Here is a 14,551-nt window from a genome sequence, read left to right as displayed (position 1 = left end):
GTGTCAGTCGACATCAGCTTGACTGATACACCGCTTTCGCGAGCAAGCCCGCTCCCACAGGTTGATTGCGTTTCAGCGGACTCTTGGCCGTCAGCAAAAAATCATGCWTGTACGGCGCATCTTACCGTCACCGCCGGCAATGTTGCCGCGATCAACCTGTACYTGCGTTGCGGTTTCGTCCAGTTCGGGCTGGAACCGATGGCGGTGCGGGTGGGCGAGGATTACTTCGACAAGRTCCATATGTGGCGCGARCTYTAAGTCCACCACGATCAAAAATGTGGGAGCGGGCTTGCTCGCGAAAGCGCAGTGTCAGTCGACATCAGCTTGACTGATACACCGCTTTCGCGAGCAAGCCCGCTCCCACAGGTTGATTGTGTTTCAGCGGACTGCGCTGACACCATCGAGTGTCGAAAACGACGTGTCCTTGGCCGTCAGCAGAAAATCACGCATGTACGGTGCATCCAGCATATCGGTGCGGATCGCCGCATAGAGCGTGGCAAACAAGCCTTTTTCGCCCAGCCGCTTGGCCTTCACGTAACCCCGTGAGCTGTATTCATGCAGCGCCCAGTGGGGCATGCCGCAGACACCGCGTCCGCTGGCCACCAGTTGCATCATCATCACCGTCAGCTCCGAGGTGCGTACCTGCGCCGGTTCAATGTCGGCCGGTTCCAGGAAGCGGGTGAAGATGTCCAGCCGGTCGCGTTCTACCGGATAAGTGATCAGGGTTTCCGCGAGCAGGTCTTCCGGGACGATATAGGCCTTGCCGGCCAGGCGGTGCTGGTTGGCCACCGCGAGCATCGCTTCATAGGTGAACAGCGGCACGTAGGTGATGCCGACCAGATCCACCGGATCGGAGGTCACCACCAGGTCCAGGTCGCCACGGGCCAGGGCCGGTAGCGGCGCAAAGGAAAAACCCGAGGCCAGGTCCAGTTCGACTTCCGGCCAGGCGTCGCGGAACTGGTCGATGGTCGGCATCAGCCATTGGAAGCAACTGTGGCATTCGATGGCCATGTGCAGGCGCCCGGCGGTGCCGCCGGCCAAACGACTGATATCGCGCTCGGCGGCGCGCAGCAGCGGCAGGGTGGCGTCGGCCAGTTGCAGCAGGCGCAAGCCGGCGCTGGTGAAACGCACCGGTTTGGTCTTGCGCACGAACAACGGCATGCCCAGCCGTTCCTCAAGCTCTTTGAACTGGTGAGACAGCGCCGACTGGGTCAGGTGCAGGCGGTCGGCCGCGTCCACCAGGCTGTCGGCTTCGCGCAAGGCGTGCAGGGTCTTGAGGTGACGGATTTCAAGCACCGGTCTGGCTCCATGAGAAAAACTTGTGATCAACACGAAAAGGTTGAGTTTGTCTCATGTTGCCTTGCCTGTCGACAATAGCGCCATGTTTTACCGAATCTTATGAAGAGAATTCTCACCATGGCACTGGCCCACACCCTTGGTTTCCCCCGTATCGGCGCGGACCGCGAATTGAAGAAAGCCCTTGAGTCCTACTGGAAGGGCGATATCGACCAGCAAGCGTTGAATGACGTCGGCCGTCAGCTGCGTGCTGCCCACTGGCAATTGCAGAAAGACGCCGGTATCGATCTGCTGCCAGTCGGTGATTTCGCCTGGTACGACCAGGTGCTGACCCACTCCCTGACCTTCGGCGTGATCCCGGAGCGCTTCGACAACACCAAGGATGCCAACGGCCTGCCGACTCTCGATACCCTGTTTTCCATGGCCCGCGGCGCCAGTACAGCCTGCTGCGGCGCTGAGCACGCCAACGCGCCGTACGCCGAGGAACTGACCAAGTGGTTCGACACCAACTACCATTACCTGGTCCCGGAATTCACGGCCGAGCAAGCGTTCAAGCTGAGCTGGGAACAACTGTTCGATGAAGTCGATGAAGCCCGGGCGCTTGGTCACACCGTCAAACCCGTCATCATCGGTCCGTTGACTTACCTGTGGCTGGGCAAGGCCAAGGGCAACGAGTTCGACCGACTCGACCTGCTCGAGCGCCTGCTGCCGGTCTATAACGAAATTCTGGTTCGCCTAGCCGGGCAGGGCGTGGAATGGGTGCAGATCGACGAACCGATCCTGACACTCGACCTGCCCCAGGCCTGGAAGAACGCCTTCGAGCGGGCCTATCACATTCTTCAGTACTCGCCGCTGAAAAAGCTCGTGGCGACTTATTTCAGCGGCCTGGAAGACAACCTCGGGCTGGCGGTCGGCCTGCCGGTGCAAGGCTTGCACATTGACGCGGTACGCGCGCCGGACCAACTCGGCCAGGTGCTCGATCGCCTGCCGACCTACAAGATTCTCTCGGTAGGCCTGGTCAATGGTCGCAATGTCTGGCGCTGTGAACTGGAGCCCGTGCTGGCGCAACTGCAATTTGCCCAGGAGCGCTTCGGCGACAACCTGTGGGTCAGCAGTTCCTGCTCGTTGCTGCACAGCCCGGTGGATCTGGAGCGCGAAGACAAACTCGATCCGGAACTGAAAAGCTGGCTGGCGTTTGCAGTGCAGAAGTGTGGCGAAATCGCTGTGCTGCGTGATGCGCTCAACGATCCGCAAGCGCCCAAGGTGCAAGCGGCCCTGGCACAAAGCCGTGCCATTCACGCCAGTCGCGCCCAGTCACCGCGTATCCATAAAGCCGACGTTCAGGCGCGTATCCACGGCATCGCGGCAACCGACAGCCAACGCCAATCGCCGTTCGCCAAACGCATCGTACAGCAACGCGCGCAGCTGAAACTGCCGGTGTTCCCGACCACCACCATCGGCTCGTTCCCGCAGACCGCTTCGATCCGCCTGGCGCGCCAGGCCTTCAAGCAAGGCAAGCTGTCGGCCAACGATTACAACGACGCCATGCGCTGCGAAATCCGCCACTCAGTGCAAATCCAGGAGCGCCTGGGCCTGGACGTGCTGGTGCACGGCGAGGCTGAACGCAACGACATGGTCGAGTACTTCGCCGAGCAGCTCGACGGTTATGCCTTCACCCGTTTCGGCTGGGTGCAGAGTTACGGTTCGCGCTGCGTGAAACCGGCGATCATCTACGGTGACCTGAGCCGCCCGAAAGCGATGACGGTCGACTGGATCACTTATGCACAGGGCCTCACGGACAAAGTCGTGAAAGGCATGCTGACCGGTCCCGTGACCATGCTGATGTGGTCGTTCCCCCGGGAAGATGTCTCGCGCAAGGTCCAGGCACAGCAACTGGCCCTGGCCCTGCGTGACGAAGTGCTGGACCTGGAAAGCGCCGGGATCAGGATCGTGCAGATTGATGAAGCAGCGTTCCGCGAAGGCCTGCCGCTGCGCCGGGCACAGTGGCAGGAGTATCTGGATTGGGCCGTGGAGGCGTTCCGCCTGAGCGCCTCGGGGGTGCGCGACGAAACCCAGATCCACACCCACATGTGCTACAGCGAATTCAACGATGTGATCGAGTCCATCGCGGCCATGGATGCCGACGTGATCAGCCTCGAAACCTCGCGTTCGGACATGGCGTTGCTGGAGGCCTTCGAAGCTTTTGACTACCCCAACGACATCGGCCCGGGCGTCTACGACATTCACTCGCCACGGGTGCCGGACACGGCCGAAATGGTCAAGTTGATGAGCAAGGCGGCGCAGCGGATTGCGGCCGAGCGTCTGTGGGTCAACCCCGATTGCGGGTTGAAGACGCGGGCGTGGCCGGAGACGGAAGCGGCGTTGGTCAACATGGTGGCGGCGGCGCGGCAGTTGCGCAGTCAGTTGGCGTAACCTTGAGGGGAGCGGGCCAGCCGCTCCCCCTTTCAGTTAAAGCGTTTCAAAGTACTGGAGGACGGCAGATCGATTGCCGATATCCGCATAGGGCAGGTTGGCATCGTCTGCGTGTGTCAGATAACGGTGTTCCGGCAGTTTCAAGTGGGCCTTCTCGAACCTCTTGAATTGCGGCGGATTATCGCTTTTGTAGTGAAAGTGGGCGTACCAGAGCAACTCTGGTTCAGTGAGTGTCATATCCCAGATTTCATATTCCTGCATGTAGTCTGGGTGTCCGTCGCGGCGCTTGCCGAGATTTCTGATCGGAAGTTTTTTACGTATCTCCACCGCATCCTGCTCGATCAGATCCAGCAACATACCGTCGGTGGGTTTGCGTGTGGTCAGTGATTGCCGGGTGCGCAGCGAGCGCCCGGTGGTTTTGAGCTCGTCCGCCTTGTCGCGTAACGCTCTTATGATTTGCTCCTGCGCGGCCACACCCTCAATACGGTCGGCACGGCGAATGAGCTCGTCCGCCTCGCTGACCAACATGTGCTCCAGGTCAACCGGGAGCATATCCTGCTCGGCGTAGCCCTCAACCTTGGCCTGGTATTTGGGTTGGTAATCCAGGCGCTTTTGGGCTTCGTCCAGCAGTGCAGCGAGATTCGGTTGAACCGCTGCCGGTCCGGGTGTCGATGGAGGCAGCAGGCGAAATTTGTCACCACTGGTTTGCTCCCAGACTTCATTGTCGTTGACTTTGAATAGCCGCTTCTTGCTTTTCGGATCCCAACTTTCAACACCAATCAGCCATTGGTTGTCCTCGGTCGGGAACAATTTTTTACTTATTTCCCCTTTGGGTGCCACCGGGACAGATTGATCGATGCCTTTACGTGCCAAGACTGTCATTTTATCGATGCCGGCCAGCAACGGATCAACGACATCCATGTGGAAGTATTCCGGGTAGCTGGTTGTCCAGACCCTCATCTTGCGTCGGAATTCTGTGTACTGCGAAACGCAGACCTGAAGGCTCTGATTGCGCTGCTCCCGTGTGACGATGACTTCCGGGAGGCCGTTCTGCAACGACAAGGCTCGGGCGACATTGTCACGCAGCGCAACGACCTGATCTTTGAGGTACTGCCATGCTGCATCATCGGTTGTGCCGTCCCGTCTGACGATTTTCATCTGGTAGATGGTTTTCAGAAACGTCAATCTGGCTTCGGTGGCGTTTTGGTTCATTTCTTCCATGATTGACTTCAGTAGGGCTTTGTGCGACTTGATGCTGATGCGATCAAACCAATAGTTGGCCTCGGCTTTGAACTTTTGCATCTGCTCCACGTTAGCCACGAACTCCACCTGCAGTTTGCGCAGACCGTCGTTCACAGCCGCCCGCTGTTCAAGGGCGGTACTGGGTAATTTGTCCAGCTCCTCTTTCAGGGCAGTCATTCGTTTAAACAGGTCTACGTTACCGTCCGAGGCATAAGACGCACGGTGCCTGTATCGATCAGCCAATATCCAGGTACCTTTGCTTATCGCTTCAATTAGCTCACGTTTTTTTCGTCCCTGTGTCAGCGGTTCCAGCTCCACCAGCACCCTGTGCCGTCGGATGGCCAATTCAATATCGAGGTCGCATAAGGCGTCGACAGTCGGCCTGAGCGCCGGGCGACTCTCCATCGTAGTGGCTTGGTAATTATTGATTGCGATAGCGCTGGAATCGGTCTGGACACGAAATTCATCGGTAACCTCTTGGGCTGTCTCGTTCAACTGTTGAAGGCGGCGAAACCTCTGGTCGGTCCACCAGCGTGGTAGCCGTTGACGAACAGCTTGTGGCCAGATCGGATCTAATGCGTCGGCTAAATGCCCGTACACCTGGCCACCCCCCAACCCACCCCCTTCGAAGGCCGTCCCATAAACGCCGAACCAGGTGTCCCAATGACCTGTTTCATCCAGGGCAACAGGTTGCTTGTAGGTTTTTCGGGAATTGCCGAACAGACGCCAGTTGCGCGAATCCTTGCTCAGTTCAACCTGAAAGATACGGCCCTGGCGCTCGATGAAATCACCATCGGCATGCCGGTATATACCGCGGTAGAGACCATGGGTTGCCGGTTGCAGCCCCAGTAGCGAAAGCGGTTTTTCGTACTCGTAACCGGCGAAGCGTGCCAGCACATGCCGGGCTTGTCGCAGGGAAATGTGCTGCATCGCCGCGACGTTTCTGACCAGCTTGTTCAACTGGCGAGTGCGGGTGAAGGAGCGCGCTGTCCGGGAAAGCGCCGAGCTGGCCACTTCACCCGGGAGCAGATCCATGGCCGCGTCAATCAATGACAGCAGCACCGATTCGACCTCTGACAGGCCGTCACCCACCTCGCCGCGAATAAAGGCCGCGGTCGCCTGGTTCGCGGCGGTCCAGGCATCGTAGAGGGCGATGGTCACGCCAACGAAAGGCACCATGCCCATGGCCATTTTCATGTAGTTGAAGGCACGCGGGCCTTTGAGGGCATATCGCTCCATGTACAGCGCATAGTTGGAGCGCGACGTGCCGCGATGGGCTTCGATCAGGCGGCCCATATGCCCATCGAGCAGGTGTGCGGCCAGCGAGGTAGTCGCCGGCCAGCGCGCGCCGACCCCGATCATCGCATCGAAGTGCGTGAGCACGGCCTGATTGATGCGCCTTTCATGGGCTGCAACCTGACCCTGCAACGCGCGACCGGCCAGATAGCTGACCCATCGCTGATGCAGGCACAGGTTGAACAGGGCTTTGCGAGCCCCCTCCAGGTTGTCGTAGCGACGCAGGAACTGGCCATCGGGACTGTCGGGCAGGTAGAGCAGGGTCGTACCACTGACCTGTTCTTCAATGAACGTCACACCCGACAAGGTGGCGGAGCCTTCACCGGGCGTGTCCTTGCCCCCTGCGCTCAGGAAGGCTGCGAGCATGACGATACGCTTACCGTCGGCGTTCCAGGCCTCGGCGCTGTTGGCGTCGATGGCGATGTTCAGCACTTTCAATTCGTCGACGCTGATCTGTTTCTGCAGGCGGGCGCATTCGCCTTGCAGCTTGAGCATCAGGCGCCAGGGCTCGATCAGGCATTCACGCCGATGCTCCTTCACGAACACGGATTCGTCGGCCGCGCCCATGAACGTTTTGCGGATCTGCTTTTCGTAGGCCTGGGCCAAGTCGAGTTCGGGCAGGACCCTCTTCAGCCAGGGCACTGTGATCCCGGTCGTCAGGGTCTTGCCTTCGGTTTCATCATCGGCAGTGACCTGCACCTGCATGTACGACAGGCGTAGCGCCAATTGCACCAGGTTCATCGACGGCGTGGTGTCGATGTTGTGTTGGGCCAGATCCTCCAGGGACATCTTGCTGCGCGATGTGCTGGGCACTGATTTGAGTTTCTGCGGGGTGCCGGGTGCTCCGGGCGCTTCAATGAATTGGTTTTCCAGTCTCACCGAATCGGGCAAGTCGAGCTTTACGTCGAAACTGCCCTTGACGGCAAAGTCTTTGCGCAGGCGAGCGTGCAGGTGTTTGCGGGTGAAGTCGTCCCGGGGCTCCAGGGCAATGGTCATCAGTTCGTGGCTGCGTTGCATCGCCGGGATGTACGCCTGAATCAGGCCTTTGAGTTCGTTACGGTCCGCTTCAGGCAACTGGTTGAGCCACTGCGGCAGGTTGGCGGCGAGGGTGCCGCTGCGGTCTTGCTCCAGCAGATGGGTGAAGGCCAGGCTTCTGGCGGCGTGCACCGGAACCTGTAAACGGGCGAGGGCGCCTTGGCGCAAAATCTCCAGTTGTTCGGCACGCTGTGCGGCGTCGGCCGGTTCAGCATGGAGCTGACGTATTTTGCCGGCCTGTTCTTCGAAGTCGCTGGTCAGTTGGTCAAGGCCATGCAGGAGCGCATCGCCGCTGATTTTTTTCAGCTGCACGGTCAGTTTGCTGTCCTGATCGTGAAGCATGAACACCTGGTGCTCCAGCTCGCGACGGTTGGCAAACCGTTGCAATCCACCACCGGCTCCAGGCCAATAGAGCAGTACGCTATGTGGCGAGTCTGCGTCGATGAGCGCGTCCGCGCCGGTCACGACAAATGCGCCGTTCAGCACCTGGGTGGTGGGGCTGCCGCCGTCATCCTGTTGCTCGCTCGTTGATAGCGTAAGGCTGGCCGCTACCGCGTCCAGACCGGGTTCGTCGGGGGTATCGAGTACAGCTTTGAGCAGGCTGCACTCATCGTCAGTCAACTGCTTGAGAGCCAGTTGCAGCGCTGCTTCGGCGTGTAAACCGGCCTTGTGAGCGGTGTGAAGGGCGCTGAATTCTTGCTGAAACCTGTCCAGATCCAGGGCGCGCGAGCGATGGAGTAATGCAGTACAGGCCTTGTCGGCAGCTTGTTCGGCATCTTCCAGCGCTTTGAGCGAATCCTTGAAAGGTTGCAGGCCTTCACCTTCGCCAACCGCTTCAACCAGTGTTTCCAGTGCCTCACGCTGTTTGTCCAACGCAGCCTTGCGCATCGACCGGGGGATATCGGCGTACAGGCTGCCGAAAAGCGCGGGCTCATCGACCTGGGTATCGTCATCGCCGGTTTCCAGCTTGGGCGGTGAGGCGAAAACCGTTATTTTGCTGTGCTGACGATCAATCTGGTCAGCCTGGCTCAGGGCTTGCCCTCCATGCTCCGCGAGCCCGGGCTTGCCGCGCGTGCCATGCCGTAACGCGGTCACCTGAGCCTCCAGGTGAGCCGCGTACAGATCGCTTGAGCCCACGACAAATGGGGTGTTTTGTACTGTGTACTCAAAATGTATGTTATCGCTGGGCAGGCCCTTGGGGACGAGTGCTTGCCGGGACAGCCAGTCTTGCATGTCGCTGCGCTGCTTGAATACCTGGATTGCGAAGGGCCGGCTGGGCAGATACAGCAATGGGCTGGCGTTCGCCGGGTCTCCCGTGGTGATGACCCAGGCACCTGTGAGTTTGACTCGGCTTTGGTTGTTCAACACCAGCGCCAGTGTTTCGGTACGGATGGGCGGGTCGCTGGAGACCGCCTCCGCGGGGGGCGTATCGATGAGCGTCAGCAAAGGTTTGAGCTGCTGCGCCGTAAGGGTTTTCTGGGCGAATGCCAGTTGGGCGGCGGCCTCGAAATGATCGCGATAAAGCTGTATCGAGCGTTGTTGTCGCGACACAGGGGTGCCGGGGGCTCGCGAGGCCCAGAAGGTTCGCCAGCGCTCGCCGAGTGCCTGCTCCAGATTGAGCTTCTTGAGTCGCGCGAGCATTTGCAGCGGTGTCAGTGCTGACAGGGGGTGGGGCTGATCAACGCCCGTCACTCGACATTGCTGATCGAGGGGTTCCTCCAGCGTCGGGTGTTGCATAACGAAAGCGCAGGCATCGGTCAAACTGACGAAACGCTCTGGCTGCTCGTCCGTGGCGGGGAAGAGCAAACCGGCCAGTTGCCCATCCAGATTCAGTTCCCGTTGGAGCAGTTGATTGAGCGTGTCGCGCAGTCGCGGACTGCTGGTCACCAGCTCGCGCAAGCCCTGGCTGGTTTCGCGCCAGCGTGCAGACGCTTGCAGAAACAGGCTTTCGTCGATCAGGGGCGGTAGCGGGGGGGAGGGTGTAAAGACGGCAGGTGGCGACAAGGGCAGTTCGAAGAGGAGTCTATCGGTCATGGCAATATGGCTCGCGATGTGGGGAGCAGAGGATCCGCTCCTTGATCGAGCCATTTAAGGAAAGTCCCGTGTGGTACGGGCACTACATAGTTACCGCACCACGACATGAGAGTTAGCGCACCGACCATTCGGCGATGTTCATCAAATTGTCACGCAACTGTGGCAGCGCGCTTGCACAAACATCATCAGACTCGCGCTCTACTGGGGTTCTGCGTTTCGGTGTTTTTCATGCGTGCTTTGTTTTTATCGGCGGCCTTTTTGCTGGCCGGGCTGTTCAGCCTGCCATCCGTGGCGGCCTCGCAATGTGATGTGAATGTTCCAACCCAACGGGTCGATCTGGCACAGGTGAGCCTGGCGTACCAGAGCATCGGCCGTGATTCCGATCCGGCGCTGTTGTTGGTCATGGGCCTGGGCGGGCAGTTGATTCATTGGCCGGATGAGGTGGTGGTCGCGCTGTGTCAGCAGGGTTTTCGGGTGATTCGTTACGACAACCGGGATGTCGGTCTGTCCACTTGGCGGCAAACGCCCGCCGACGCCAACCTGACCTTCGAAGTGCTGCGCTACAAACTCGGCTTGCCGGTGTCGGCGCCCTACACCCTGACCGACATGGCGGACGATGGCTTCGGCCTGATGGATGCCCTGCATGTCGAACGGTTTCACGTGCTCGGCGCGAGCATGGGCGGGATGATCGCCCAGCATATGGCAGCCATGGCGCCGCAACGTGTCGAGAGCCTGACGTTGATCATGACCACATCCGGGGCCGAAGGTTTGCCGGCGCCGAGCGCGGCCCTTATGCAATTGCTGGCGCGTCGTGGCGCCCCGAATCGTCAAGTGGCTCTGGAACAACAGGCCGACCTGCTGGCAGCGTTGGGCAGTCCGATGGTCAGTGACGATCGTCAGGCATTGCTGGAGCAGGCGGCCGCTTCCTATGACCGGGCGTTCAATCCCGAGGGTGTGCAGCGCCAGATCATGGCAATTCTGGCCGAACCGAGCCGTGTCGCGTTGCTTAACCAATTACGGGTGCCGGCGCTGGTGGTGCATGGTACGGCCGATCCGCTGCTGCCGGTGATGCACGGTGTGCATCTGGCGGCGCACTTGCGTGGCAGTGAGTTGAAATTGATTCCGGGTCTGGCCCATCGCTTCCAGGAACAGTTCAAGGCACCGTTGTTGGCGGCAGTGTTGCCGTATTTGCGCGCTCACCGGGAAGACACGTCGCATTGGGCGCAAATCGACCCGGTAGCCGAACACAATCTCCTGTAACCCCCGGCAAGGGGGTAATGCTGTTCACTTAAGCTGAGTACACACTTTGTGGCGAGGGGGCTTGTCGGATCGCCGCACCGCCCCATTCGGCTGCGCAGCAGTCGTAAAACCATAACACGCGTTTTACCTGATACACCTCGGTGGCCGGTTTTGGGGCCGCTCCGCGACCCAACGGGGGCAAGCCCCCTCGCCACAAAGTGTGTACCCAGCTTAAGTGAACAGTATTACGGCGAGGGGGATGTTCAGGCGTGCAGGCGCACCCAGACGCTGACCAGCACGGTGGCTGCCATCAACCAGGCCACGGCGGCCACCGCCAGCGAAGCCTCCAGGCGCATCCGGTCCACCATCAGGTACAAGGTCGCCAGGTAGACGAAGTACGGAATGATCGACCACATGCCGAACACGATGGTGGTCTTGAGGTCATCCAGCGAGCGGCCTTTGCCGACGATGTAGTGGGCAATCAGGGCGAAGGTCGGAAACAGTGGCACCAGGCCGGCGATGTAATAGTTTCTGGTCTTGGCCAGGGCGGCGAGGATCACCACCACCGCGGCACCCAGCATTGCTTTGAGAATCAGGTCCACACAGGTCTCGCTTTAATGGCTCAGGCCGTACTTTTTCACTTTGTCGAACAGAGTGGTCTTGGCCATGCCCAGTTCCTGGCTGGCCTGGGTCAGGTTGCCGCCGCTGCGTTGCAAGGCGTCCACCAGCAGGTTGCGCTCGAAAGCCTCCACGGCTTCGGCGAAGGTCAGGCCCTGGTTGTTGCCGCTGGCCCCAGACTTCTTGAAGGCCGGCAGGCCGAGGGCGAAGCGCTCGGCGACGTTGCGCAGTTCGCGCACGTTGCCGGGCCAGTCGTGGCTCATCAGGCTGGACAGGGTCTGGTTGTCCAGCTCCGGCACACTGCGGTCGAAACGCAGGGATGATTGCTGCAGGAAGTGTTCGAACAGCTGCAGGATGTCCTCGCGACGTTCACGCAAGGGTGGCAGCTCCAGGGTTACCACGTTGAGGCGGTAGTACAGGTCGCTGCGAAATTCGCCGGCCCTGCTCGACTCGTCCAGATCGGACTTGGTCGCTGCGATCACCCGGCAGTCCACCGCCACGCTCTGGTTCGAGCCGAGGCGTTCGAGGGTGCGCTCCTGCAAGACCCGCAGCAGTTTGATTTGCAGTGGCAGCGGCATGCTTTCCACTTCGTCGAGGAACAACGTACCGCCGTCGGCGTGCTCGATCTTGCCGATTCGCCGTTTGCCGGCGCCGGTGAAGGCGTTGGCTTCATGGCCGAAAATTTCGCTTTCGAACAGGTTCTCCGGCAGGCCCCCGCAGTTCAGCGCGACAAACTGCCGGGTGTGGCGGCGACTGAAGTCGTGCAGGCAGCGCGCGACCAGCTCTTTACCAGTACCGGTCTCGCCTTCGATCAACACGTTGGCCGAAGTGTCGGCGACGTTGGCGATCAGTTCTCGCAGGTTTTGCATGGCGGGCGAACGGCCGATGATGCGACCTTCGAGGGAGTCGCGCTCGGCCAGTTGCCGGCGCAACGACGAAACTTCACGCGCCAGGCTGCGCTGCTCCAGGGCGCGGCGGGCCACATCCACCAGACGTTCCGGAGAGAACGGTTTCTCCATGAAGTCGTAGGCGCCTTTTTGCATCGCGCCGACCGCCATGGAGATGTCGCCATGGCCAGTGATCAGGACCACCGGCAGGCTGCGATCGCGCGCCTTGAGCCGGGTCAGCAGTTCCAGGCCATCGATGCCCGGCAGGCGTATGTCGCTGATGACAATGCCGGCAAAGTTGTCGCCGACCCGCTCCAGGGCTTCTTCAGCGCTGCCCACGCCAATGCAGGGGATGTCTTCGAGGGTCAGCGCCTGCTGGCAGCCAAGCAGTACATGGGGGTCGTCTTCGACGATCAACACACTAAGGTCGTTGTTCATATTGGCTCGGCGGGAGTGGGGCTTACCAACGGTAAACTGAGGACGAATGCGGTACCACCGCTGGCCGGATGTTCGACACCCAGTTGCCCGCCGGTGGCGGCGGCCAGGCTGGCAGAAAGCGTCAGGCCAAGGCCCAGGCCCTGTTCGCCGGGTTTGGTGGTGAAAAACGGTTCGAACAGGTGCTTGCGCGTTTCGGCGTCGATGCCGTGGCCGTTGTCACGTACGCGCAGCCGATACTTGTCGTCGACCCGCTCACCTTCCAGCCACAGCTGTGGCAGTGGCTGCGCCTGCATGGCGTCGAGGGCGTTGCCGATCAGGTTGACCAGAATCTGCTCCAGGCGGGTCTGGTCGATTTGCAATTGTACGTCTTCGAAGTCTCGATGCAGGCGCAATGGTGTGTTTTCCACGCGGCTGCCGAGCAACTGCAAGGCGGCGTCCGCGGCTTTGCCGAGGCAGGCCTGGCCTTTGTCATCACCGCGACGGGCAAAAGAGCGCAAGCTGGCGGTAATCCGGCCCATGCGGTCGATCAACTCGTTGATGGTCTTGAGGTTGGTGCTGGCCACGTCAAGCTGGCCGCGTTCGAGGAAACGCACGGTATTGCCGGACAGGGTGCGCAGCGCCGCCAGCGGCTGGTTCAATTCATGGGCGATGCTGGTCGACATCTGGCCAATCGCCGCGAGTTTTCCGGCCTGCACCAGTTCATCCTGGGCGCGGCGCAAGGTCTCTTCGGCATGCCGGCGTTCACGGATCTGACCCTTGAGCCGTTCATTGCTGGCGCGCAGGTCGACGGTCCGTTCGGTAATCCGACGCTCCAGTTGATTGTTGGCTTCCTGCAGGGCTTCCCGGGCGGCGAGGCGGGTGGCGATCACCTTGCGCCGTTCGTTCCAGGCAATCAGCAGGAAGGCGACCAGGGCAAATGCCACCGCTACCAGAATCCCTTGGTTGATCGCTTCGCGACGCAAATCCTGCAACGGGGTGAGCAGGGTGAAGTTCCACGGTGTGTCGCTCAGCGGTCGGCTTTGCGACAGATAGCTGATGTTCTCGTCGTCTGACTTCAGTTCACTGTTGGCCGGAAAGGTGAGTTTTTCCACGCCCTCCGATAGGGTTTCCCGGGCCAGCGGTTGCAGTTCATTGAGCGGGAACCAGTAGTACTGCAGGCTGCGGGCCAGTTTCTCCTTGGTTTCGTCGCTCAGTGGCAGCACCGATTTGAGCCGCCGCGACGGATCGCTGGACAGAATGATGATGCCGTTCTCGTCACTGACGAAGGCTTCCAGGCGCGCCCGTTGCCAGCGTTCTTCCATGGCCTCCAGGCGGACCTTGACCACCGCGACGCCGATGATCTTGCCGTGTTCTTCCAGGCCGTGGGCCAGATAGTAACCGGGCTCGCCGTTGGTGCTGCCGATGCCGTAGAAGCGTCCCGGCTGGCCGCGCACGGCGTTCTGGAAATAGGCGCGGAAGGACAGGTCTTCACCCAGGTAACTGTCGAAGTCGCGCCAGTTGCTGGTGGCCATGACGCGGCCGGTGGTGTCCATCACGTAGATGGCCCGACTGCGGCTGCGCCGGTTCAGGCCTTCGAGGTAATCATTGACCGTTTGCCGGTGTTCCGGGGTCGGGTCGGCCAGCAGCTGCGAAACGCTGGATTCGAGTTCCAGCAGGCTGGGCAGGTAGGTGTACTTGCTGATCTCGCTCTCGACGGCGCGGGCGTGCAGTTCCAGCTGACGCTGGCCGTTCTCGCCGAGGTGGCGAATGCCATAGTGCTCACTGAGCCAGAAGCCGATGTAGCCGAGTCCGATCATCAGGGCGATGATCAACGGCGGCAGGAACAAATGACGGATCAGACGGGGTTTCACGGCAAGTGATTGCGGCGCTGCGCGATAGAGATTGGGGTCGCATTTCATCACAGATGCCTTGGGTCAACCACAACACTTGATCGTGAATAACCACTGGTGTGGGGTGAACTTTGTGGCGAGGGGGCTTGCCCCCGTTCGGCTGCGAAGCAGTCGTAAACCCATTGCATGCGGTCTGACTATAAA

The 14,551-nt window shown here is 60.4% G+C and carries 8 protein-coding genes; 3 read left to right on the top strand and 5 right to left on the bottom strand.

Annotation, left to right across the window (positions count from 1 at the left end; all coding sequences use genetic code 11):
• The coding region (locus ASE98_RS27220) for a GNAT family N-acetyltransferase (RefSeq protein WP_442962706.1) at positions 1 to 258 on the top strand (258 nt) is incomplete at its 5' end.
• A 120-nt stretch (positions 259 to 378) separates the two neighbouring features.
• Here ASE98_RS27220 and metR read toward each other — a convergent pair.
• Positions 379 to 1,296 (bottom strand): transcriptional regulator MetR, encoded by a 918-nt coding sequence (gene metR / locus ASE98_RS13465; RefSeq protein ID WP_060541855.1) that lies wholly within the window; start codon positions 1,294 to 1,296, stop codon positions 379 to 381.
• 120 nt (positions 1,297 to 1,416) lie between these two features.
• Here metR and metE point away from each other — a divergent pair, with 120 nt between their 5' ends.
• Positions 1,417 to 3,729 carry a 5-methyltetrahydropteroyltriglutamate--homocysteine S-methyltransferase gene (metE, locus tag ASE98_RS13460; protein WP_060541854.1) on the top strand — a complete coding sequence of 771 codons (2,313 nt, stop codon included), beginning with the start codon at positions 1,417 to 1,419 and terminating at the stop codon, positions 3,727 to 3,729.
• 36 nt (positions 3,730 to 3,765) lie between these two features.
• Here metE and ASE98_RS13455 read toward each other — a convergent pair whose 3' ends face one another.
• Positions 3,766 to 9,336: a dermonecrotic toxin domain-containing protein gene (locus ASE98_RS13455; RefSeq protein WP_060541853.1), complete on the bottom strand. Its 5,571-nt coding sequence runs from the start codon at positions 9,334 to 9,336 to the stop codon at positions 3,766 to 3,768.
• A 228-nt stretch (positions 9,337 to 9,564) separates the two neighbouring features.
• Between ASE98_RS13455 and ASE98_RS13450 the strand changes: the two genes are divergently transcribed.
• Positions 9,565 to 10,596, top strand: coding sequence for an alpha/beta fold hydrolase (locus ASE98_RS13450; RefSeq protein WP_060541852.1), 1,032 nt, complete (start codon positions 9,565 to 9,567; stop codon positions 10,594 to 10,596).
• A gap of 242 nt (positions 10,597 to 10,838) precedes the next feature.
• On the opposite strand, the gene ASE98_RS13445 is transcribed toward ASE98_RS13450, so the two are convergent.
• The 3 genes from ASE98_RS13445 to ASE98_RS13435 are packed head-to-tail and all read right to left on the bottom strand — an operon-like array spanning position 10,839 to position 14,416.
• A complete protein-coding gene (locus ASE98_RS13445) occupies positions 10,839 to 11,168 on the bottom strand; it encodes a GlpM family protein (protein WP_162237398.1) in 330 nt (109 codons plus the stop codon).
• Positions 11,169 to 11,189: 21 nt separating this feature from the next.
• Positions 11,190 to 12,518, bottom strand: coding sequence for a sigma-54-dependent transcriptional regulator (locus ASE98_RS13440; protein WP_060541850.1), 1,329 nt, complete (start codon positions 12,516 to 12,518; stop codon positions 11,190 to 11,192).
• On the bottom strand, positions 12,515 to 14,416 hold the full coding sequence (locus tag ASE98_RS13435; protein WP_060541849.1) for a sensor histidine kinase: 1,902 nt from the start codon (positions 14,414 to 14,416) through the stop codon (positions 12,515 to 12,517). The genes ASE98_RS13440 and ASE98_RS13435 overlap by 4 nt, the downstream gene beginning before the upstream one ends.
• Positions 14,417 to 14,551: the final 135 nt, after the last annotated feature.

It is taken from the genome of Pseudomonas sp. Leaf48, assembly GCF_001421885.1.
Lineage (GTDB): Bacteria > Pseudomonadota > Gammaproteobacteria > Pseudomonadales > Pseudomonadaceae > Aquipseudomonas.
Note: the sequence above shows the minus strand (reverse complement) of the source record. Positions and strands in the feature narration are given on the sequence as shown.